The organism is Bacteroides sp. D55t1_190419_B8, from assembly GCF_015558905.1.
GTDB lineage: Bacteria > Bacteroidota > Bacteroidia > Bacteroidales > Bacteroidaceae > Bacteroides > Bacteroides vicugnae.
In genome coordinates this window covers 83181-105172 of the sequence record NZ_JADMOU010000023.1, presented here as the reverse complement: position 1 = coordinate 105172, position 21992 = coordinate 83181, and the positions used below count along the sequence as shown (strand labels likewise).

Sequence of the window (21992 nt, the reverse complement as noted above, 5' to 3'; positions counted from 1 at the left end):
TTTATCAAAAAAGCATTTTGGATTTTAAAGGTATCGTTTTATAGTGAGAATGGAGATTTTTTCTTTTCTCTAAAATCATCCATTAGTGTCATTTTGATAATCCAGGAGTATATTTGATTACTATAAGCCTATTTTTTCTAGTTTAATAGAAAAATAGAATATGAATTATAGTGGTAAGTCTTTGTATTTCATTTATTTATGCTAAAAATGAACCTCCTAGAATTGAAAAAAAATAAATAAGTGGAGATCGGTACGGAAATATTGCAAGGATTTTCTTTTTAGAGAAGATTGTAAAGGATGATTAGAAAAAAATAGCAATATACATTGGTAAAGTATGAGTGGCTCCCTTCCTTTTATTGCTTTTGCAACTATCAATATTTACTTTTGTGTATATATGTAATTACAAATGTGTAATGTATTCATGTAAATATATTACAAACGTAATCAATGGTTAGTGTTTACAATAATATATTTGTGTATTTACAAAAATAATACCTGATATACAAATGTAGTTGTTGAGGCATTAACAAATGCTTTTATATCTATTATATTATTGTAAACCAGCGTTATATAGTTTATTATGTCAATTTGTACTATAAAAGTCTTCTCTATGTGGTATGTATATTTGTGAATACTCCTATTTGAGGTTTATTTGTATTATATATATAGCTGTATATCTGTATTTTGCATTTTATAGTTAAACTGAAACTATATATTTATAATAGCTCGTTTTATTCTATATACAAGCGTAATATTCGATTTGTATAATACTCTATACTTTTGTAATATCAATATTTTTATATTTGTAATTTGCTTTTGTGAATCTAAATATTTACCTTTGTATAATCAATGAGATCGTGCGTATTTTTGTGAAATAGATACATAACACATACAATTGTAATATAAAGAAGGTAGTATGGAAATAAAAGACAGAATCAGAATGATAATGGAAAGAGAAAAAGTTCCTCCTAGAGTTTTTGCTGAAACAATTGGAGTGCAACAATCTACTCTCTCTCATATTTTAAACGATCGGAATAAACCCAGCTTAGAGGTCGTTATGAAGGTTCATCAAAAGTATGACTATGTAAATCTTGAATGGTTGCTTTATGGTAAAGGCGAAATGATGGTGTCTGAAGAAGGAACTTCCTTTTCTTCTTCTAACCACGATTACCTGCCTTCTTTATTCGACGAGAATCCCGTAAATCCGTCCAAAGAGCCGACTCTTCCGGAAAATCGCAAGGAAATGCCGTTAAGAAACGCCGAAAATGCCCCCAAAGAGATTGTAAAACAAGAGATTAGGTATATAGAAAAGCCTGCCAGGAAAATCACGGAAATAAGAATATTTTTCGATGATAACACCTATGAGACGTTTCGACCTGAAAAATGAAGAGTAAAATCGGTGGTTTGGGCAATTTCCTGTATCTTTGCATCCGGAATACGAATTTATACTTTTATATCCATACATGAAGAAATTTATTTTAGATCTGACAGTGACTGAGAATATCAGATTGAATGCAAACTATGTATTGCTAAAATTGACCTCTCAGTCATTACTGCCCGAAATGTTACCTGGGCAGTTTGCCGAACTCCGGGTGGACGGTTCGCCTACTACATTTTTACGGCGTCCCATTTCTATTAACTTTGTAGATAAACAGCGAAATGAGGTATGGTTTCTGATCCAGCTGGTTGGTGATGGAACAAGACGTTTGGCAGAGGTTAATCCCGGTGAAACAATAAATGTAGTGCTTCCGTTGGGAAATGCATATACAATGCCTCTGGAGGCTTCTGATAAGCTCTTATTAGTTGGTGGAGGTGTCGGAACAGCCCCTATGCTTTATTTAGGTGAGCAGTTGGCTAAAAAAGGCCATAAACCTACGTTCCTGTTAGGTGCCCGTAGCGACAAAGATCTGTTGCAGCTGGAAGAGTTTGCCAAATATGGAGAGGTATATACTACTACGGAAGATGGTAGCCATGGAGAAAAAGGATATGTTACCCAACATTCTATATTAAATAAGGTACGATTTGAGCAGATTTACACTTGTGGTCCCAAACCGATGATGGTGGCTGTGGCAAAATATGCCAAAAGTAATCAGATAGAATGTGAAGTATCTTTGGAAAATACAATGGCTTGTGGTATCGGAGCATGCTTATGTTGTGTGGAAAATACGACAGAAGGTCATTTGTGTGTATGTAAAGAAGGTCCTGTTTTTAATATAAATAAACTACTATGGCAGATTTAAGTGTAAACATTGGTGAATTACAAATGAAAAACCCGGTGATGACAGCATCTGGTACATTTGGATATGGTGAAGAGTTCTCCGACTTCATTGATATAGCGCGAATAGGCGGTATTATTGTAAAAGGAACTACTCTTCACAAACGTGAAGGAAACCCTTATCCGCGTATGGCAGAGACTCCTTCTGGGATGTTAAACGCTGTGGGACTGCAAAATAAGGGTGTTGATTACTTTGTGGAGCATATATATCCCCGTATAAAAGACATCCAAACGAATATGATTGTAAACGTTTCGGGATCTGCCATCGAAGATTATGTAAAAACAGCTGAAATCATTAATGAACTTGACAAAATTCCTGCTATAGAACTAAACATCTCTTGCCCTAATGTAAAGCAAGGTGGTATGGCTTTTGGTGTGTCAGCAAAAGGGGCATCAGAAGTAGTAAAAGCAGTGCGTTCAGCTTACAAAAAGACACTTATCGTAAAACTCTCCCCAAACGTTACGGACATCACTGAAATAGCTCGCGCAGCAGAAGAAAGTGGTGCGGATAGCGTGTCATTAATCAATACATTGCTGGGTATGGCGATTGATGCGGAACGTAAACGTCCTATTTTGTCAACTATAACAGGCGGAATGTCGGGAGCAGCCGTAAAACCTATCGCATTACGTATGGTATGGCAAGTTGCCAATGCGGTAAATATTCCTGTCATTGGATTGGGAGGTATTATGGATTGGAAGGATGCTGTTGAATTCATGCTTGCAGGTGCGACAGCCATCCAGATTGGTACGGCAAATTTCATAGATCCTGCTGTTACTATTAAAGTGGAAGATGGTATAAATAATTACCTAGAAAGACACGGATGTAAGTCTGTAAAGGAAATAATTGGTGCGCTTGAGGTATAATTGAAAACATACAATAACCCTTCGCATTAAGTCTGCAAGAAAAATGCTATTTCTCTTTTAAATAGAGAAAGGATAAACAGGCAGGTAATAGCAGATGAAAAAGAAGTTCGTGTTTAGAGGAATTGTCTACGGATAGAATCTTTAGATTGAAGACAAAATAAAAACGACGGTGAGGATTTACGTAATCTTCATCGTCGTTTTTATTTACACTTTATTTTACTCCCCTAATAGGTCGGGACGAAGTTTTCTGGTGCGTTCCAGGGACTGTTGCAGTTCCCATTCTTTGATCTTTGCTTCATGCCCGGATAATAGAATATCGGGAACTTTCCAGCCTTTATAATCAGCAGGTCGTGTATATACAGGTGCTGCCAGCAAATTATCCTGGAAAGAATCGGAAAGTGCGGATTGTTCATCGGAAATGACTCCGGGAATGATACGTACGATAGCATCTGCCATCACTGCTGCCGCCAGTTCTCCTCCTGTTAATACATAATCGCCGATACTGATTTCTTTGGTAATCAGATGTTCGCGAATACGGTAATCAATGCCTTTAAAGTGTCCGCAAAGAATAATGAGATTCTGTGCCAGAGAGAGTGTGTTGGCCATCGGTTGGTTGAATTGTTCTCCGTCAGGGGTCGTGAAGATAACTTCATCGTAGTCACGTTCTGCCTTTAGAGCATTGATGCAGCGTTCGATAGGTTCTATTTTCATCACCATTCCGGCAAATCCTCCAAAAGGATAATCATCGACACGGCGATATTTATCTTCGGTGTAATCACGTAAATTGTGAATGTGTATTTCTGCAAGTCCTTTATCTTGAGCTCGTTTCATGATAGAACAATTGAAGAAACCTTCAATCATTTCGGGTAAAACTGTTATAATATCAATGCGCATAATCTTTTAATTTTTCGCAAAAGTACAAATATTCAAAGATAAACATGTATTTTTGCCTTAAACAATCGAAGAAATATGGATATAAAAGAAAAAATAGAGGAATTGCGTGCCGAACTTCATCGGCATAATTATAATTATTATGTGTTGAATGCTCCTGAAATCTCGGATAAAGAGTTTGACGATAAGATGCGTGAACTTCAGGATCTGGAACAAGCACATCCGGAATATAAAGATGAAAATTCACCCACTATGCGCGTGGGGAGCGACTTGAACAAGAATTTTACGCAAGTGGCCCATAAATATCCTATGCTGTCATTGGCAAATACATATTCGGAAGCGGAAGTGACGGACTTCTACGATCGTGTCCGTAAAGCGCTAAATGAGGATTTCGAGATTTGTTGTGAAATGAAATATGACGGTACTTCTATTTCGTTGACCTATGAAAATGGGAAGTTGGTTCGTGCCGTCACCCGTGGAGATGGAGAAAAAGGCGATGATGTGACGGATAATGTGAAAACAATCCGTTCTATTCCGCTTGTATTACATGGTGATAATTATCCCGCTTCTTTTGAGATACGTGGGGAAATTCTTATGCCATGGGAAGTGTTTGAAGAGTTGAACCGGGAAAAAGAGGCACGTGAAGAACCGCTTTTTGCCAATCCGAGAAATGCGGCGTCCGGTACATTGAAGTTGCAGAACTCTTCTATTGTAGCTTCTCGCAAGCTGGATGCTTATTTATATTATTTATTGGGAGATAATCTGCCTTGTGACGGACATTATGAAAATCTTCAGGAAGCGGCAAAATGGGGCTTTAAAATCTCTGATTTGACGCGTAAGTGCCAGACATTGGAGGAGGTCTTTGAATTTATCAACTATTGGGATGTAGAACGTAAAAATCTACCGGTTGCCACAGACGGGATTGTTTTAAAGGTGAACAGTTTGAGACAACAGAAAAATTTGGGTTTTACGGCTAAGTCTCCCCGATGGGCTATTGCCTATAAATTTCAGGCAGAACGTGCATTGACCCGATTGAATAAGGTGACCTATCAGGTAGGAAGAACCGGGGCAGTCACTCCGGTAGCTAATCTGGACCCTGTACAGCTTTCGGGAACTGTCGTAAAACGTGCATCCTTACATAATGCGGATATCATCGAAGGACTTGATTTGCATATCGGAGACATGGTTTATGTGGAAAAAGGTGGTGAAATTATTCCTAAGATTACGGGGGTAGATAAAGATGCACGTAGTTTTATGCTTGGGGAGAAGGTTCGATTCATCGTCAATTGTCCTGAATGTGGTAGTAAATTAGTCAGGTATGAAGGGGAAGCCGCTCATTATTGCCCTAATGAAACAGCGTGTCCTCCTCAAATCAAAGGCAAAATCGAGCATTTTATTAGTCGAAAGGCTATGAATATTGATGGATTGGGACCGGAAACTGTGGATATGTTCTATCGTTTGGGATTAATTAAAAATACGGCCGACTTATATAAACTCACAGCTGATGATATCAAAGGTTTGGATCGTATGGGAGAAAAATCGGCGGAGAACATTATAACGGGGATTGCACAAAGCAAAACCGTTCCTTTCGAACGTGTTATTTTTGCTTTGGGAATTCGCTTTGTTGGTGAGACTGTGGCCAAAAAGATAGCAAAATCGTTTGAGAATATAGATGATTTGCAACAGGCAGATCTAGAAAAATTGGTAAGTATCGATGAAATCGGAGAAAAAATAGCCCAGAGTATACTTGCATATTTTGCGAATGAGTCTAATCGTGAGTTAGTTAGCAAGCTAAAGGAGGCCGGACTACAGCTTTATCGTACCGAGGAAGATTTAAAAGGATATACGGATAAGTTAGCGGGACAGTCTATCGTTATCAGCGGTGTGTTTGTCCATCATTCACGTGACGAATATAAAGAGCTTATCGAGAAAAATGGAGGGAAAAATGTAGGAAGCATTTCTGCGAAAACAAGTTTTATACTGGCTGGGGACAATATGGGACCTGCAAAGCTTGAAAAAGCAAAAAAACTTGGAATAACCATATTAAGCGAAGACGAATTTCTGAAACTTATATCGTAAGATAAGAAAAATATTCGTACTTTTGCGGCTAAATAAATTAGAGATTATAATTAAAACTCATGATACAGACTAAATTGAAAGGAATGGGGGTAGCACTGATTACTCCTTTCAAAGAGGATGAGAGCGTTGACTATGACGCGTTGATGCGTATGGTGGACTATCTATTACAGAATAATGCGGATTTCTTGTGTGTGCTGGGGACTACAGCTGAAACACCGACTCTGACCGAGGAAGAAAAGAAAACTATAAAAAAGATGGTAATTGACCGCGTTAACGGAAGAATTCCTATTCTGTTGGGTGTAGGTGGTAATAATACTCGTGCTATTGTAGAAACATTGAAAAACGATGATTTCACAGGAGTTGATGCTATATTGTCTGTTGTGCCGTATTATAACAAACCTTCTCAAGAAGGTATTTATCAGCATTATAAAGCGATTGCGGAAGCTACGGAGCTCCCCATCGTATTGTATAATGTTCCGGGACGTACGGGGGTAAATATGACTGCTGAAACTACTTTGCGGATTGCCCGTGATTTTAAGAATGTAGTTGCTATTAAAGAAGCATCCGGCAATATTACGCAAATGGATGATATTATTAAAAATAAACCGGAAAATTTCAATGTAATCTCCGGAGATGATGGTATAACCTTTCCGCTTATTACATTGGGAGCCGTTGGTGTGATTTCAGTAATCGGTAATGCTTTTCCTCGTGAATTTAGCCGTATGACGCGCCTGGCGCTTCAAGGAGACTTTGCCAATGCATTAACCATTCACCATCGATTCACGGAATTATTCAATTTATTGTTTGTTGATGGAAATCCGGCAGGAGTAAAATCAATGTTGAATGCCATGGGTATGATCGAGAATAAACTTCGGTTGCCACTGGTTCCTACTCGTATTACCACATTTGAGGCAATACGCAAGGTTTTGAATGAGTTGAATATTAAATGCTAATGCTTCTTCAGCGAGGAATTCATAATAAACATCTAAGTGTTTAAAATAAATATCCCAATGATTGAATTCAATCATTGGGATATTTATTTTAAATCAGCCTATGATTTATTTTAAAACGGCCGCTGTCTATTGTGAAAGAGGTATATTTCTTATTAATTACGTTTTTTGATACAGGTTTTTCACCTTTCTAAAGCATAGCTTTAGGGAACGGAAAGCTACGCTTTAGCCTATCTAAAGCATAGCTATTTGAGGGCTTGATAAGAATTCTAATAACCATTGACATATTTCATTTCCAAACAAGGTGAAAAGGTTGTGTAAGAGTTGCCCTTCACCCGTAAACGACTTATTTGTAGGGAGCCCGGAAGAAAGGTGAAGGTGAAGAGGGTATTGAAAACAAGGGATATGAGGGGATGTATTGCTTGTTTATAATGGCTGACTTTTGAATCTTTTAGTTTAGTTATAGCTAATTTCTTCGATGAAATGGGGGGAAATAAAAATCCTCCGCATCAAATGCAGAGGATTTCGTGATCGCGACAGGATTCAAACCTGTAACCGGCTGATCCGTAGTCAGCTACTCTATTCAGTTGAGCTACGCGACCTCAAATAATATAACTTGTAAATTTTTCAGTGACCGCGACAGGATTCAAACCTGTAACCGGCTGATCCGTAGTCAGCTACTCTATTCAGTTGAGCTACGCGGCCATTCTGTTAATTCAAAAAAGTGATCGCGACAGGATTCAAACCTGTAACCGGCTGATCCGTAGTCAGCTACTCTATTCAGTTGAGCTACGCGACCGTTATTTTGTTTTAACGGGTGCAAAGATACGGACTTTTCCCGAATTAGCAAGCTTTTCACCGACTTTTTTTGTAGAAAATTATTCTATGAACCGATAATTGAATAGTTGTAAACCTATACTTAGTCCGACATTCCACTCCCTTTTCGGTGAGCTATAATGATTTACATATGCAGAGATATCTCCAAAAGGCAATTGACATACAACAGAAATTTCTCCTAAATATTCAAACTTGGAGAAAGCTTTTCCGTAATATGCTTTATTCAACGAGTTTTTTTCGATTGGATAAATAGGCATAAAACCATAGAATTCTCCCCGGAGATGGAACATCTGGCTTAAACGGTAAATAGGCCGAATGCCGGCTCCGACAAATTGATTGGCACGAAAGGCTTCATTGTAGGTCAATTTGCTATGTAATGTAGGGGAAAACTCTCCGGCTTGCATCATTGTTGCCGTATAGTTCTCGGAGAAGTTTTTGGAGGCATACAGGGCTTTCAAATACCATCCTAAAACCCAATGTTCACTCATATTATGATATTTCTCTTTCATATAAGATAATTGCAGCCAGGAGTGATGATCTTTGTTGTTACTGGTCGTACTTCCTTCGCCCGGATAGAATCGTTCTTTTCCAACGAAAATCTGGGCTACAAGGGCTTCTCTGTATCCACGTGTAGGATATTGTTTGGAATTAAGGGTACTTCCATTAAAACTAATTGATCCACCGAACAAATCATAGCGGCTTTTATCAAATTTGTCATTTCCAAAGTCAATGACACTTTTTTGAAAATATTTATCCTCTATTCTTGCAATTCCTACTCCAAACTCTGCTCGTTTGCTCGAAAGGAAAGGTAATCCAACCTGTAATTTCAAGAAACGTTCGTCTTTTTGGTTAAAGGCTGGTTTGTTATTTCGCGAAAAAAGTTTGTCCTTTTTAAAATAGTCGAAAGTGCTGATCGAACCTATGAGACGGTAAGAGGTAGGAATGGCAGTGGCAAAGTCTATTTTTGCCATAAATTGCACGTTGTTATATACCTTTCCAAGCTGTCCGTCAAGAATAAACTCTTTGGCATAGTAGTTTAAGTCCTGATAACTAAGTCCCAGGTAGATCTGATTCGAATTAGAGGTGGATATGTTACCTCCCAGCCGTACAGCAAAGTTGTTTTCCAGTTTGACTTTTAAATGCAGATCATAGGTGTCATCTTCCGGATTATAAATTGCATGCGGTATGATTTCTGAAATCATTTTATCTGATAGCAATCGAAAATAACCTTGTTTTAAATCTTCATAGGTAAATTCTTTGTTATCTGACTTATGAAATTCTTTCTTTATATATGCTTGTTGTTGTGGATTAGCTCCATCAATGATGATATTTTTAAAACGTAGTTCAGGGAAATTACTACGGTATACCATTCTCCTTAAACGAATATTGTCCAGATTCACACGCCGATGGATACGGCTTTTGATAGAATCCATCATGCTGATGGTTCGATTATATCCTATATCATGTAATTCGTCGATGCGTTGAAAATCCATCAAGTTGACATTGTCATATTTGAACGTCATTAAAATCCCCATAGAGTCCGGAATAGAATAATCGGTTTTCTGCATCACCATATTCTCAATTTGACTCATGAGGTCATTTTCCTTGGGTTTAGTGGGATTGGTGGATACAACGCTTCCTATAATGACATCCGGATGGAAATCATCTCTCATGACGTCCGTGGGAAAGTTATTATAGATACCTCCGTCGTAGGCCAGTACATTGTCTATTTCAATGGGTTTAAACATGAAAGGGAAGCTCATGGAAGCTCTGACGGCATCTCCTAAATCTCCTTCCTTCATGACTAACTGTTTTTTATTGTACACATCGGACGCAATGCAACGGAAAGGAACAAAAAGTTTATCAAAATCTCCCTTACAAGCGGCCGTAGCACGTGCATATAGGTCAACAAATACGAGATTCATTTGAATCGGGTTGACAACACTGGTAGGCAGGAATTGAGGTTTTAAACTCTTCAGTGAATCTTTGAATGAAAAACGAATATTGAAAAATTCGGGAGTGGGAAGATTCTTTTTGAAATGGTATACATATTTCTCTTCCACCTCTCCGGAATACCATCGTTTAAAGTCCTCCGATTTGAGCAGTTCTACCATGTCATCAGGAGAATACCCCATAGCATACAAAGAGCCGATAATAGCTCCCATGGAAGTACCTGCAATGTAGTCAATAGGGATGTTATTTTCTTCCAATGCGCGAATGATACCAATGTGTGTCATTCCTTTGGCGCCACCACCGCTTAATACAAGTCCTACTTTTTGGGCATGGATAGCCGGAATAATCAGCCATAAAGTAATGAACACTAAAAAAATCTTTCTCATAACCCAAATCAAACAATTGAATTTTTTGTCTATTAAGTGTTCAAATATATACAATACTTTTCAATTAATCGATATTTTGCCGATCGTTTTAAATTGAAAAAGAGCATTACAACGTGTATTTAACGTTGAATGCTCTTTCTTGAAGTATGTGTTATGTTTAAAGGGACGATATTAAATCAGCTCAATGCTACGTTTTACGAAGTTATTCAAAGCTTCACCTCTTAACATATTGTTTTGAAGTAAGGCCAGATCGATAAGCTGGCGGATAACTTTGTTATTGCTTGCATAGCCGATAAAGATAGCTTCTTTCTTGCTTTTCAGATCATCCCACTTCTTGTCGAGATCGTTTAATTCATCTTTTTCAGCTGTCGGGATGTCTTCTTCTTTTTTATCCTTCTGTTTGTCTTTCAACTCATTACGTTGTTTGTTGACGTTATCCATTTCGGAGAGTATCGGAGCTACTTCTGCTTGACAGGCATTCTCTTCTTCATTCAATACTTGTTTTATCAACTTGTGGTCTGAATTCAGGATCAGATTGAACATGTCAGGCATTTCGCCGTAGAAGCTCATTCCGGCTTGAATATTCGCCATTTCTTTCATACGACGCATATATTCGCTTTGAGTAATCATGACCGGAGCCGAATTTTCTCCCAACGCCTGCGTCATCACATTGAATTCAACCTTATCCATTTTAGGCAATTGGCTCTTGAAGGCTGTTGTGATTGCATCTTGTTTGTTGGCTTCCAGAGTTTCACCTTTCTTGTCTTCTTTTACAATCAGATTGTCAACAACATCACTGTCTACACGGGTGAAACGGGATTTCTCAAGCTTTTGCTCCAACATACTTACCATAGCTACATCTAACTGGCCATCCATGAGTAAGACATTGTAGCCTTTGTTGGTTGCAGCTTCAATATAGCTGTATTGTTCGTCCTTGTTATTTGCATACAGATAGATTAGATTTCCATCTTTGTCTGTCTGGTTATCTTTAATAAGGGTCTGATATTCCTCGAATGTGTAATGTTTGTCATTTGTATCGGTGAAAAGGGCGAATTTTTGCGCTTTATCATAGAAATCCTCTTGTGTGAGCATTCCGTAATTGATAAATATTTTCAAGTCATTCCACTTTTCTTCAAACTGCTTACGATCATTCTTGAATATAGACTGCAAACGGTCGGAAACTTTCTTGGTGATATAAGTTGAAATCTTCTTCACGTTTGAGTCGCTTTGCAAGTATGAACGGGAAACGTTCAACGGAATATCCGGAGAATCTATTACTCCATGTAACAAAGTCAGGAAGTCCGGCACAATGCCTTCAACAGAGTCTGTTACATATACTTGATTGCAATATAACTGAATCTTGTTCTTATTTAATTCAATATTGCTCTTTACCTTCGGGAAGTAGAGGATACCAGTCAGATGGAATGGATAATCCACATTCAGGTGAATCCAGAAGAGTGGTTCATCAGACATCGGATATAGCTTGCTATAGAATGATTTGTAATCTTCATCCGAAAGTTCGCTAGGCTTGCGTGTCCACAAAGGAGTGGTATCATTGATTATATTATCTTCAGCCGTTTCTACCTGTTTGCCGTCTTTCCATTCTTTCTTTTTTCCAAATGCAATAGGAACAGGAAGGAAGCTGCAATATTTCTTCAGAAGTTCGGAGATACGTGCTTCTTCGAGGAATTCTTTGCAGTCATCATCAATGTATAAGATGATATCTGATCCACGGTCGGCTTTTTCTATTTCTTCAATAGTGAATTCAGGGCTGCCATCACAAGTCCATTTTACGGCTTTTGCATCGTCTCTGTATGATTTAGTGATGATCTCCACTTTCTTTGCAACCATAAAGGCAGAGTAGAAGCCAAGTCCGAAATGTCCGATAATGGCATTTGCGTCGTTCTTATACTTCTCCAGGAAGTCATTAGCTCCGGAGAAAGCTATTTGATTGATGTACTTCTCTATTTCTTCTGCAGTCAAACCGATACCACGATCAGAAATGGTAATAGTATCTTTGCCTAATTCAACGTGAACAGTTAAGTCACCCAGTTCACCTTTGAATTCGCCAATAGAAGCAAGCGTATTCAACTTCTGAGTGGCATCTACCGCATTGGATACTAACTCGCGCAGAAAAATCTCATGGTCACTGTACAAAAACTTTTTAATGATAGGGAAAATGTTTTCTGTTGTAACCCCAATATTACCTTTTTGCATAATACGTATATTTTTTAGTTTATCTATTGATTAATTTTAATTGATGTTTGTCCATATAGAGACAAAAAAAATGCCAGACCCGAAGGTCTGACATTATGGCATATAAAACTATTTTCTTATTCAGGAAATAACTCTATTCCGGAGAAACAACTTTCATCTCCAATTCGCCTTTTTCTTCATTAAGGGTTACTTGAATAGTATCTCCCTCTTTTAAAGACGAGGAAATGATGAGCTCGGATAAACCATCCTCCAGATAGGTTTGAATTGCGCGTTTCAAAGGACGGGCGCCATATTGTACGTCATATCCCTTGCTAGCGATGAATTCTTTCGCCTTATCTTCAATAACAAGCTTGTAACCAATAGATTCTATTCTATTGTACAATCCTTTTAACTCTATATCTATAATCTTTGTTATCGCTTCCATAGAAAGTTGATCAAACGTGATAATCTCATCTACACGATTGATGAATTCAGGCGCGAATGATTTATTTAGAGCTTTTTGTATTACACTTCGCGAGAATTCTTTATCATCCAGGCGACTTTGTGTCGCAAAACCGACACCACGTCCAAATTCTTTCAGCTGGCGGGTTCCGATATTGGAAGTCATGATAATAACGGTATTTTTGAAATCTACCATTCTGCCATAACTGTCAGTCAGACGACCCTCATCCATTACCTGAAGCAGGATATTGAATACATCCGGATGTGCTTTTTCTATTTCATCAAGCAATACAATAGAGTATGGTTTACGGCGCACTTTTTCTGTCAGCTGGCCACCTTCTTCATATCCTACGTATCCCGGAGGTGCTCCAACCAAACGTGAAACAGTGAACTTTTCCATATATTCACTCATATCGATACGAATCAGTGCATCGGCAGAACCGAACATATACTTGGCCAATTCTTTTGCTAAGTGAGTTTTACCAACTCCTGTCGGACCTAAGAACATAAACGTGCCAATGGGCTTATTGGGGTCTTTGAGTCCTACACGGCTTCGCAAAATGGCTTTGACCAACTTTTCTATCGCCGTGTCTTGCGCGATGACTTTAGCTTGCAAATCTTCTTTCATACCTGCTAACTTGATGCCTTCAGCCTGTGCCATTCGTTGTACTGGAATGCCTGACATCATTGAGATAACATTGGCAATTTCTTCTGCATCAACAGTTTGCCTGTTTTCTTTTAGATTGGCTTCCCATTCTTTTTTCATCTCATCCAATTGGATAGAAAGCTCTTTTTCCTTATCGCGGAAGCTAGCTGCAAGTTCAAAATTCTGCGATTTTACAGCTTCATTTTTCTTATTTTTAGCTTCTTCGATCAGTTTTTCCTGTTCTTCTATCTCTTTGGGTACATTGACATTAGTAAGATGTACACGTGAGCCGGCTTCATCTAAAGCATCAATGGCTTTATCAGGGAAATTACGATCTGTGATATAGCGGTCTGTCAGCTTGACACATGCTTCCAATGCTTCATCCGTATAATACACATTGTGATGATCTTCATACTTATCCTTGATATTACGCAAAATCTGCAGAGTTTCGGCAGCAGTAGTCGGTTCTACGATTACTTTCTGGAAACGGCGTTCCAAAGCGCCATCTTTCTCAATATTCTTACGATATTCATCAAGAGTGGTGGCACCGATACATTGTATTTCTCCTCTTGCCAATGCTGGTTTTAACATATTGGCAGCATCCATAGAACCTGCTGCAGAGCCTGCACCAACAATCGTGTGAATTTCATCAATGAATAATATAACATTCGGATTCTTCTGCAATTCATTGAGAATGGAACGGATACGTTCTTCAAATTGTCCACGATACTTTGTTCCCGCTACAACAGCAGTCATGTCAAGAGCAACGACTCGTTTATCAAACAGGATACGTGAAACCTTTTTCTGAATGATTCTCAATGCAAGGCCTTCAACAATCGCTGATTTTCCTACACCGGGTTCACCAATCAGAATCGGGTTATTCTTTTTGCGCCGACTTAAGATCTGCGCTAAACGTTCGATTTCTCTTTCTCTGCCCACGACAGGATCCAACCGCCCTTCTTCTGCCGCTTTTGTCATGTCAGTACCAAAATTGTCAAGTACCGGCGTATCATTAGACGGCTTCTTGGAAGCGGTTTGCGCCTGTTGGCGTTCATCCGAACCACCTCTGCCGGAACGAGGAGAAGACATTTCTTCGTCATCCTCATCGTCTTCCGAAAAGCCCATACCGGAATTGATATCCGGCTGCAATGTAGCTTGCTCCAGTACTTTCACATAGTTTATATCGTTTGCTTCAAGTACGGAAGCCGCCATATTGTTTTTTTCTCTTAAAATAGCCAATAATACATGTTCTGTATCAGCGATGTTACTTTTCATTCCACGAGCTTCTAAAATACACATTTTTAATATTTTTGCCGCATCATTAGATAACGGTACCTCTGCATCAGGCAATAACATATCATCAGCTTCTGCCTTCAGCTGAGCTTCAATCTGTTGCTTTATAGCAGCCAAATTGGTGTTGAGTTTAGACAATATCTCGATAGCTTTTCCTTCACCGTCACGGAGTATTCCCAGAAGCAGGTGTTCGGGACCTATATACCTACTTCTCAACCGATTCGCTTCTTCCTTACTATAGACGATAATGTCGGAAACTCTTTGTGAGAATTGATTATTCATACTTTTTTCCTCTTCTTCTAAGGGTTATTCACTGGCAAATATACGCATTTAATCAAGTTTGTATTGCAATATTTGCTTTATTTCTTATATCTACAAATGGCGTGCCATAAAAACAGTGTATTTGTATTATATATATAAGGTATAACAAATAACAGGCTCTTTTTTGCCGATGTTATTTATCTTTCCATATTATATTTATCGTTTTTATCTTTTTATTTTCGTATTTTAAAGTTTAGTGGGTTATCGTCCCGGTCATGATAAAACTTTCTTTCTAAAAACTTTCGTATATCGGGGAAAAGTAGTACTTTAGCGTGGTTTTTCACAAACCGTAGAATGTATAATTAATAATCATTTTAAATGCTTGAACAAGACAGAATTATAAAGATTAACATCGAGGAGGAAATGAAGTCATCGTACATTGACTACTCCATGTCGGTCATCGTTTCGCGTGCCCTTCCGGATGTTAGAGATGGATTTAAGCCTGTTCACCGTAGAATTTTATACGGAATGATGGAATTAGGCAATACTTCAGACAAACCTTATAAAAAGTCAGCGAGAATCGTGGGTGAGGTACTTGGTAAGTATCATCCTCATGGGGATTCTTCTGTCTATTTTGCAATGGTACGTATGGCGCAGGAATGGGCAATGCGTTATCCTTTGGTAGATGGACAGGGGAACTTTGGTTCTGTGGATGGTGATAGCCCTGCTGCTATGCGTTATACAGAAGCTCGTCTTAATAAGTTGGGTGAAGCAATGATGGATGACCTGTATAAGGAAACCGTTGATTTTGAACCTAACTTTGATAATACACTGGTGGAACCTAAGGTGATGCCGACGCGTATCCCGAACCTTCTGGTGAACGGAGCATCCGGTATTGCTGTTGGTATGGCTACCAATATGCCTCCTCATAATCTTTCGGAAGTGATTGAAGCATGTGATGCATATATTGATAATCCGGAAATTACGGTAGAGGAACTGATGGAATTTGTCAAAGCACCGGATTTCCCTACTGGCGGATATATATATGGTGTGAGTGGGGTACGCGAAGCATATTTGACAGGTCGCGGACGTGTAATTATGCGTGCGAAAGCTGAAATTGAAAGCGGACAAACACATGACAAGATCGTAATAACAGAGATTCCTTATAATGTAAATAAGGCCGAACTGATTAAATATATTGCTGATCTTGTAAATGATAAGAAGATAGAAGGTATCTCAAATGCCAACGATGAGTCTGACCGTGATGGTATGCGTATTGTTATTGACATAAAACGTGATGCAAATGCAAGTGTAGTGTTGAATAAACTCTATAAAATGACAGCTTTGCAGACCTCTTTTGGCGTTAACAATGTGGCTTTGGTTCATGGACGTCCAAAAACGTTGAATCTAAGAGATTTAATTAAATATTTCATTGAGCATAGACACGAAGTTGTTATTCGTCGTACTCAGTTCGATCTTCGTAAGGCGAAAGAGCGTGCGCACATTCTTGAAGGTCTGATCATTGCTTCGGATAATATTGATGAAGTAATTCGTATCATTCGTGCTGCAAAAACTCCGAATGATGCTATAACAGGCTTGATTGAGCGATTTAACCTGACAGAAATTCAGGCTCGCGCAATTGTAGAAATGCGTTTGCGTCAGTTAACTGGTCTGATGCAGGATCAACTTCATGCAGAATACGAAGAAATAATGAAGCAAATAGCTTATTTGGAAAGTATTCTGGCTGATGAGGAAGTATGCCGTCAGGTAATGAAAGAGGAATTGTTAGAAGTTAAAGCGAAATATGGAGATGTACGTCGTTCTGAAATTGTTTATTCTTCAGAGGAATTTAATCCGGAAGACTTCTATGCAGATGATCAGATGATTATTACAATTTCTCATATGGGGTATATTAAACGTACACCATTGACCGAATTCCGTGCACAAAATCGTGGTGGAGTAGGTTCGAAAGGAACGGAAACCCGTGATGAAGACTTTGTTGAGCATATTTATCCTGCTACTATGCACAATACCATGATGTTCTTTACACAAAAGGGTAAGTGTTATTGGTTGAAAGTATATGAAATACCAGAAGGAACGAAGAATTCTAAGGGCCGTGCTATTCAGAACTTGTTGAATATTGATTCAGATGATAATGTAACTGCATACTTGCGTGTGAAGAGTTTAGAGGATTCAGAGTTCATCAATAGTCACTATGTATTATTCTGTACTAAGAAAGGTGTAATAAAGAAGACATTGCTTGAACAGTATTCTCGTCCCCGTCAGAATGGTGTAAATGCTATAACTATCCGTGAAGATGATAGCGTAATTGAAGTTCGTATGACGAATGGAAATAATGAAATCATCATTGCAAACCGCAATGGACGTGCAATTCGTTTCCATGAGGCAGCAGTTCGTGTAATGGGACGTACAGCAACAGGTGTACGTGGTATTACGTTGGATAATGATGGTCAGGATGAAGTAATAGGAATGATTTGTATTAAAGATTTGGAGACAGAATCTGTAATGGTAGTTTCTGAACAAGGATATGGTAAACGTTCTGAAATTGAGGACTATCGTAAAACGAACCGTGGAGGTAAGGGTGTGAAGACTATGAATATTACCGAAAAGACAGGTAAGTTGGTAACAATCAAATCAGTAACCGATGAAAATGACTTGATGATTATCAATAAGTCTGGTATCACTATTCGTTTGAAGGTAGCGGATGTTCGTATAATGGGCCGTGCTACTCAAGGCGTTCGTCTGATAAATCTTGAAAAACGTAACGACCAGATTGGTTCAGTATGTAAGGTTATGACAGAAAGTCTTGAAGATGAAATTCCGGCAGAAGAGGCAGAGGGTACAATCGTGAGTGATCCGAATGCTGATGCTCCTGATATTGATGATGTAGCGGACGTAAATGAAAACGAAAGCAATAACGAAATTGAGGAATAGACATAATATTAATAATTAATCAAACAACAATCATGAAAAGAGTATTATTTTCGATGGTTTTATTGATGGCTGTTAGCTTCTCATTCGCACAAATGAAGAATGTAAAGGAAGCAAAGAGTATGGCTAATGACGTAAAACCTAATTTTAAGCAGGCTGAACAGCTTATTAAGGAAGCTATGAAGAATCCTGAAACGAAGGATCTTGCTGACACATGGGACGTTGCTGGATTTATTCAGAGACGTATCAACGAGGAGCAAATGAAAAATGCTTTTTTGAAAAAGCCGTATGATACATTGAAAGTATACAATAGTATTTTGAAAATGTATGAGTACTATAATAAGTGTGATGAATTAGCGGAAATACCTAATGAAAAGGGAAAAGTTAAAAACAAATATCGGAAGGCTAATGCTTCCAGTATGTTGGCTGAACGTCCAAATTTGATTAATGGTGGTATTCAGTATTTCAATCTGGACAAGAATAAAGAAGCTTTGAAGTTTTTTGCAACCTATGTGGAGTCAGCTTCTTATCCGATGTTAGCTGATAAAGAATTGGCTAAAAATGATACTCTTATTCCGCAAATTGCTTATTACGCAACATTAGCTGCTGATAGAGTGGGTGATAAAGATGCAATTATCAAATATGCCCCTATGGCTTTATCTGATAAAGATGGTGGCAAATTTGCAATGCAGTTGATGGCTGATGCTTACAAGGCTAAAGGGGATACTGCTGCATGGATTAAGTCTTTGGAAGAGGGCATCCTTAAGTTCCCTGGAAATGATTATTTCTTCGCTAATTTGGTTGATTATTATAATAGTTCTAATCAAGCTTCTAAAGCTATGGAGTTTGCTGATAGAATGTTAGCTAATGATCCTAATAACAAGTTGTATTTGTATGTAAAAGCATATCTTTATCATAATATGAAAGAATATGATAATGCAATCGAATACTACAAAAAAGCTATTGCTGCTGATCCGGAATATGCAGAAGCATACTCTAATGTAGGTTTGGTATATTTGATGAAAGCACAGGATTATGCTGATAAAGCAACAACGGACATCAATGATCCTAAGTATGCTGAAGCACAGGCTGTGGTTAAGAAATTCTACGAAGAAGCTAAACCATTCTATGAAAAAGCCAGAGCTTTAAAACCCGATCAACAAGATTTATGGTTGCAAGGTCTTTACAGAGTTTACTATAACTTGAATATGGGACCTGAATTCGAAGAAATCGATAAGATGATGAAGTAAGATCGTTTTCTGAAAAAATATAAGAAGGCTACTAGAAATAGTAGTCTTCTTTTTTATTCATATAATTTAAAGTAGTAATTGAAAAATCTTATATTTGATATGGACTTGAGTGGAACAGATCATTTTCTTTATTTAAATAAAAATAGAAAAAGGAGTAAGGTCATTATATTACTCCTTTTTTATATTAAACATAATATTAATTATTCCCTAATCTTGGACGCTTATTTTTTGCCTGATCTGATCAGCTCTGTTAATAACAAGCAATGGTGTATCTGAATGAAAAACCATTTTTCTGGCAATACTTGGATTAAATAATCGAGCAAATATATTCCTTTTGTAAGAAGTCAAAGTGATTATATCTATATGATTATCTTTGATATACTGATCAAGTCCCTTTAATAAATTATCATTCATCACTACGTCATAATGAATTTCAAGCCCCGGATATTGCTTGTGAAAATATTCTTTTATACCTGCCAGTTTTATTTCATTCCAGGTGTCTTTAGAATCTGTAAGGTGTATCAAAGATACAGAAAAATGGAATGATTTCCAAGTATTAAAGAATGCCTCGAAAGCAATTAGATCTCTTTGATCAAAATTGGTAATAAAGGCAATCCGTTTTGCTTCACTAAACTGTTTGAATGGTGTATTTTCTGGAATAGCCAATACAGTCGTGCGACTTCTGTCAATAACTTCAGCGGTTACACTGCCAATTAAATCAATGTCTTTCTGATTTTTACCTCGGGTACCCATAATGATAACCATAGGACGCTGTTCTTTGGCATATCTTAAGATTTCCTCCTCTGGAATACCTTCACGTAAGATGCAGCTATATTTAACGTTGGGAAATTCGCCTGATGCAACTTTTTCTTTTATCTTCTCTGATAAAGCATTGAGATCAGAATGGACTTTTTGGATAATCGTTTTTACAGATTCTTCATCTCCAATCTGGTAATTGAAAACATCTCCATAAGGCAACGACGAAGCATATATAGGCGTAAAATAGACATGCAACAGGATGACTTCCGCATTTTCTATTTTTGCCAGGTTAAATGCAAATTCACATGCTTTCATCGAATAATTAGAGAAGTCGACAGGAATTAAAATCTTATTTGATTTATCTTTCACTTTGGGCTCCTTCTCTCCCACTATACTTTCAGACAGCCATGTAGAACTTTCTGTTATTTTTAAAGCACGTGGCAAATCGCTTTCTTTAATTCTTAAACGCACTCCCGATGAAACAACCGGTTGTATTTGATTAACGTTATGAATGTAGGTTTCTATACCTTCATTTTCCAAGACATTCTTTAAGATCTGCGCTTTGGTGTATGTCAGAATGGCCAGGGTTACTAATTTGTCTTCCATAAATGTACATTTTATAAGGTGAAAACAAATAAGAAATCCCAATTGTTTGATTCAATTGGGATTCAGTTTGTTATATTTTAAACTTGCACAGATTCGGTAGCCTGTTCTTTTTGCATACTCATATTCAATTCATCTAGGATTTTTAAAGCCCGATCAAGAACGGTCGTGTCATCCAACATTACAAGCCCACCATCTGGACCGGGCTCGAGATGTATTCCGACGCTTTTTCCCTCCTTGAAATTGTGTCCTCCGAAGAAGTTTCGCACTGTATCTACGTGCAAACCAAGTTCGTCTGCTATTCTATGCATGCTACCGCTAGGCAATGAATCTTTAATTTTACGAAGTTCATTAAACGTTATTGTTCTCATGTCTCATAAATTTAATGGTTAATACTATGTGATTTTTTTATCACGCTATAAACTTAAGCAAAAAAAAAGATAAAACAAATTATTTGCTTATCTTTTTTTCTTGAATATATAAAATCTATTAATGACCTTTATATCACCTCGATAGCAGAAGCTGGTACCCACCCGACTTTTCCATCTTCCAGTCGAATTTCTTTCCATTCTTTCATGGAGTTGTCTTTGACACTTACCTTTCTCCCTTCATGGAGAATAAACAAGCTAGTCCCACTTTCGCTTGGAGTACTCCGTACTGTTACACTCGGATTCATTACTATCGCCTCACTTCGATTAACCAAATGTTCTTTTTGTTGCGAAGCAAAAAGATTAGAGCAAATGGTGACAATCAGCAAAATGAGTCCTGATATGAATCCTATTTTCTTTAACATAATCTGTTTGGAGAATATAAAGAAATAGAGAGCGATAATCAATAGAATAAAGGAGACAATCCCCCATGTGGCCCATGCATCTACACTCATACTATTTGTCAGAGACTTGATCCATGATACAAAGAACACTTCAGGAACAGGTTCAACCTTGTCTATTGTTTTTGCACGTGCCACTTCAAGATTAGCACGGATGTCACCATTTCCTGGTTGTAATAGCAGAGCACGCTCATAATTTAAAACAGCTTTCGCTATCTCCCCTATTTTATAATAACTATTTCCCAGATTGTAATAGACATCGGCAGCTTCTCCATTTTTCAGTAATGCTTCATATATCTGAATAGCTGCTGCATAATCTTCTTTTATATATGCGGAATCTCCTTCAGCTTTTGTTGCATCTTCCAGTGTATTACTGGAAAATGTGGTATGCGAAGCGTGGATAGAATCAACTCCATTCGTTTGTCTAGTATCAATGCTTAACGAATCTTGTCCGAAACAAGTAAGCGACATTGATAATAATATAAAAAATAATATCTTTTTCATGA

General features: G+C 37.8%; 14 protein-coding genes and 3 tRNA genes. 7 read left to right on the top strand and 10 right to left on the bottom strand.

The annotated features are described in order from the left end of the window. Positions 1-916 precede the first annotated feature (916 nt). From I2I13_RS17780 to I2I13_RS17770, 3 genes are all read left to right on the top strand, one after another. Positions 917-1387, top strand: a complete 471-nt coding sequence (locus I2I13_RS17780; protein ID WP_074558527.1) for a helix-turn-helix domain-containing protein — start codon at positions 917-919, stop codon at positions 1385-1387. 76 nt (positions 1388-1463) lie between these two features. Then, positions 1464-2240: a dihydroorotate dehydrogenase electron transfer subunit gene (locus tag I2I13_RS17775; protein WP_004295951.1), complete on the top strand. Its 777-nt coding sequence runs from the start codon at positions 1464-1466 to the stop codon at positions 2238-2240. Further along, positions 2228-3139 carry a dihydroorotate dehydrogenase gene (locus I2I13_RS17770; protein ID WP_148366677.1) on the top strand — a complete coding sequence of 304 codons (912 nt, stop codon included), beginning with the start codon at positions 2228-2230 and terminating at the stop codon, positions 3137-3139. The genes I2I13_RS17775 and I2I13_RS17770 overlap by 13 nt, the downstream gene beginning before the upstream one ends. A 216-nt stretch (positions 3140-3355) precedes the next feature. On the opposite strand, the gene trmD is transcribed toward I2I13_RS17770, so the two are convergent. Next, positions 3356-4033 (bottom strand): tRNA (guanosine(37)-N1)-methyltransferase TrmD, encoded by a 678-nt coding sequence (trmD, locus tag I2I13_RS17765; protein ID WP_004295953.1) that lies wholly within the window; start codon positions 4031-4033, stop codon positions 3356-3358. Positions 4034-4108: 75 nt separating this feature from the next. On the opposite strand from trmD, the gene ligA reads away from it, so the two are divergent. Next, positions 4109-6109 carry an NAD-dependent DNA ligase LigA gene (gene ligA / locus I2I13_RS17760; protein WP_148366679.1) on the top strand — a complete coding sequence of 667 codons (2001 nt, stop codon included), beginning with the start codon at positions 4109-4111 and terminating at the stop codon, positions 6107-6109. A gap of 59 nt (positions 6110-6168) precedes the next feature. Next, positions 6169-7062: a 4-hydroxy-tetrahydrodipicolinate synthase gene (gene dapA / locus I2I13_RS17755; RefSeq protein WP_004303039.1), complete on the top strand. Its 894-nt coding sequence runs from the start codon at positions 6169-6171 to the stop codon at positions 7060-7062. Positions 7063-7587: 525 nt separating this feature from the next. Here dapA and I2I13_RS17750 read toward each other — a convergent pair. The 6 genes from I2I13_RS17750 to I2I13_RS17725 all read right to left on the bottom strand — a co-directional run bounded on the left by I2I13_RS17750 (position 7588) and on the right by I2I13_RS17725 (position 15114). Further along, positions 7588-7661, bottom strand: a tRNA-Arg gene (locus tag I2I13_RS17750). 29 nt (positions 7662-7690) lie between these two features. Beyond that, positions 7691-7764, bottom strand: a tRNA-Arg gene (locus I2I13_RS17745). A 20-nt stretch (positions 7765-7784) separates the two neighbouring features. Next, positions 7785-7858: transfer RNA gene (locus tag I2I13_RS17740), tRNA-Arg, on the bottom strand. Positions 7859-7937: 79 nt separating this feature from the next. After that, complete coding sequence (locus I2I13_RS17735) at positions 7938-10235, bottom strand: patatin-like phospholipase family protein (RefSeq protein WP_167511855.1); 2298 nt, start codon at positions 10233-10235, stop codon at positions 7938-7940. Positions 10236-10406: 171 nt separating this feature from the next. Next, complete coding sequence (gene htpG / locus I2I13_RS17730; RefSeq protein WP_004306065.1) at positions 10407-12452, bottom strand: molecular chaperone HtpG; 2046 nt, start codon at positions 12450-12452, stop codon at positions 10407-10409. Between the two features lie 133 nt (positions 12453-12585). Then, positions 12586-15114: an ATP-dependent Clp protease ATP-binding subunit gene (locus tag I2I13_RS17725; RefSeq protein ID WP_195650134.1), complete on the bottom strand. Its 2529-nt coding sequence runs from the start codon at positions 15112-15114 to the stop codon at positions 12586-12588. A gap of 357 nt (positions 15115-15471) precedes the next feature. Between I2I13_RS17725 and gyrA the strand changes: the two genes are divergently transcribed. Further along, the gene (gene gyrA / locus I2I13_RS17720; protein ID WP_148366682.1) at positions 15472-18048 is read left to right on the top strand and encodes a DNA gyrase subunit A; all 2577 of its coding nucleotides are present in this window, start codon (positions 15472-15474) and stop codon (positions 18046-18048) included. Positions 18049-18080: 32 nt separating this feature from the next. After that, on the top strand, positions 18081-19295 hold the full coding sequence (locus I2I13_RS17715; protein ID WP_074559631.1) for a M48 family metallopeptidase: 1215 nt from the start codon (positions 18081-18083) through the stop codon (positions 19293-19295). A gap of 207 nt (positions 19296-19502) precedes the next feature. Here the strand turns inward: I2I13_RS17715 and I2I13_RS17710 are convergent, their stop codons facing one another. From I2I13_RS17710 to I2I13_RS17700, 3 genes are all read right to left on the bottom strand, one after another. Beyond that, the gene (locus I2I13_RS17710) at positions 19503-20660 is read right to left on the bottom strand and encodes a universal stress protein (protein ID WP_195650133.1); all 1158 of its coding nucleotides are present in this window, start codon (positions 20658-20660) and stop codon (positions 19503-19505) included. A 77-nt stretch (positions 20661-20737) separates the two neighbouring features. Beyond that, entirely contained in the window at positions 20738-21028 is a 291-nt protein-coding gene (locus tag I2I13_RS17705; protein WP_004295969.1) for a hypothetical protein, read from the bottom strand. A gap of 128 nt (positions 21029-21156) precedes the next feature. Beyond that, positions 21157-21990 carry a tetratricopeptide repeat protein gene (locus I2I13_RS17700; protein ID WP_074559635.1) on the bottom strand — a complete coding sequence of 278 codons (834 nt, stop codon included), beginning with the start codon at positions 21988-21990 and terminating at the stop codon, positions 21157-21159. Positions 21991-21992: the final 2 nt, after the last annotated feature.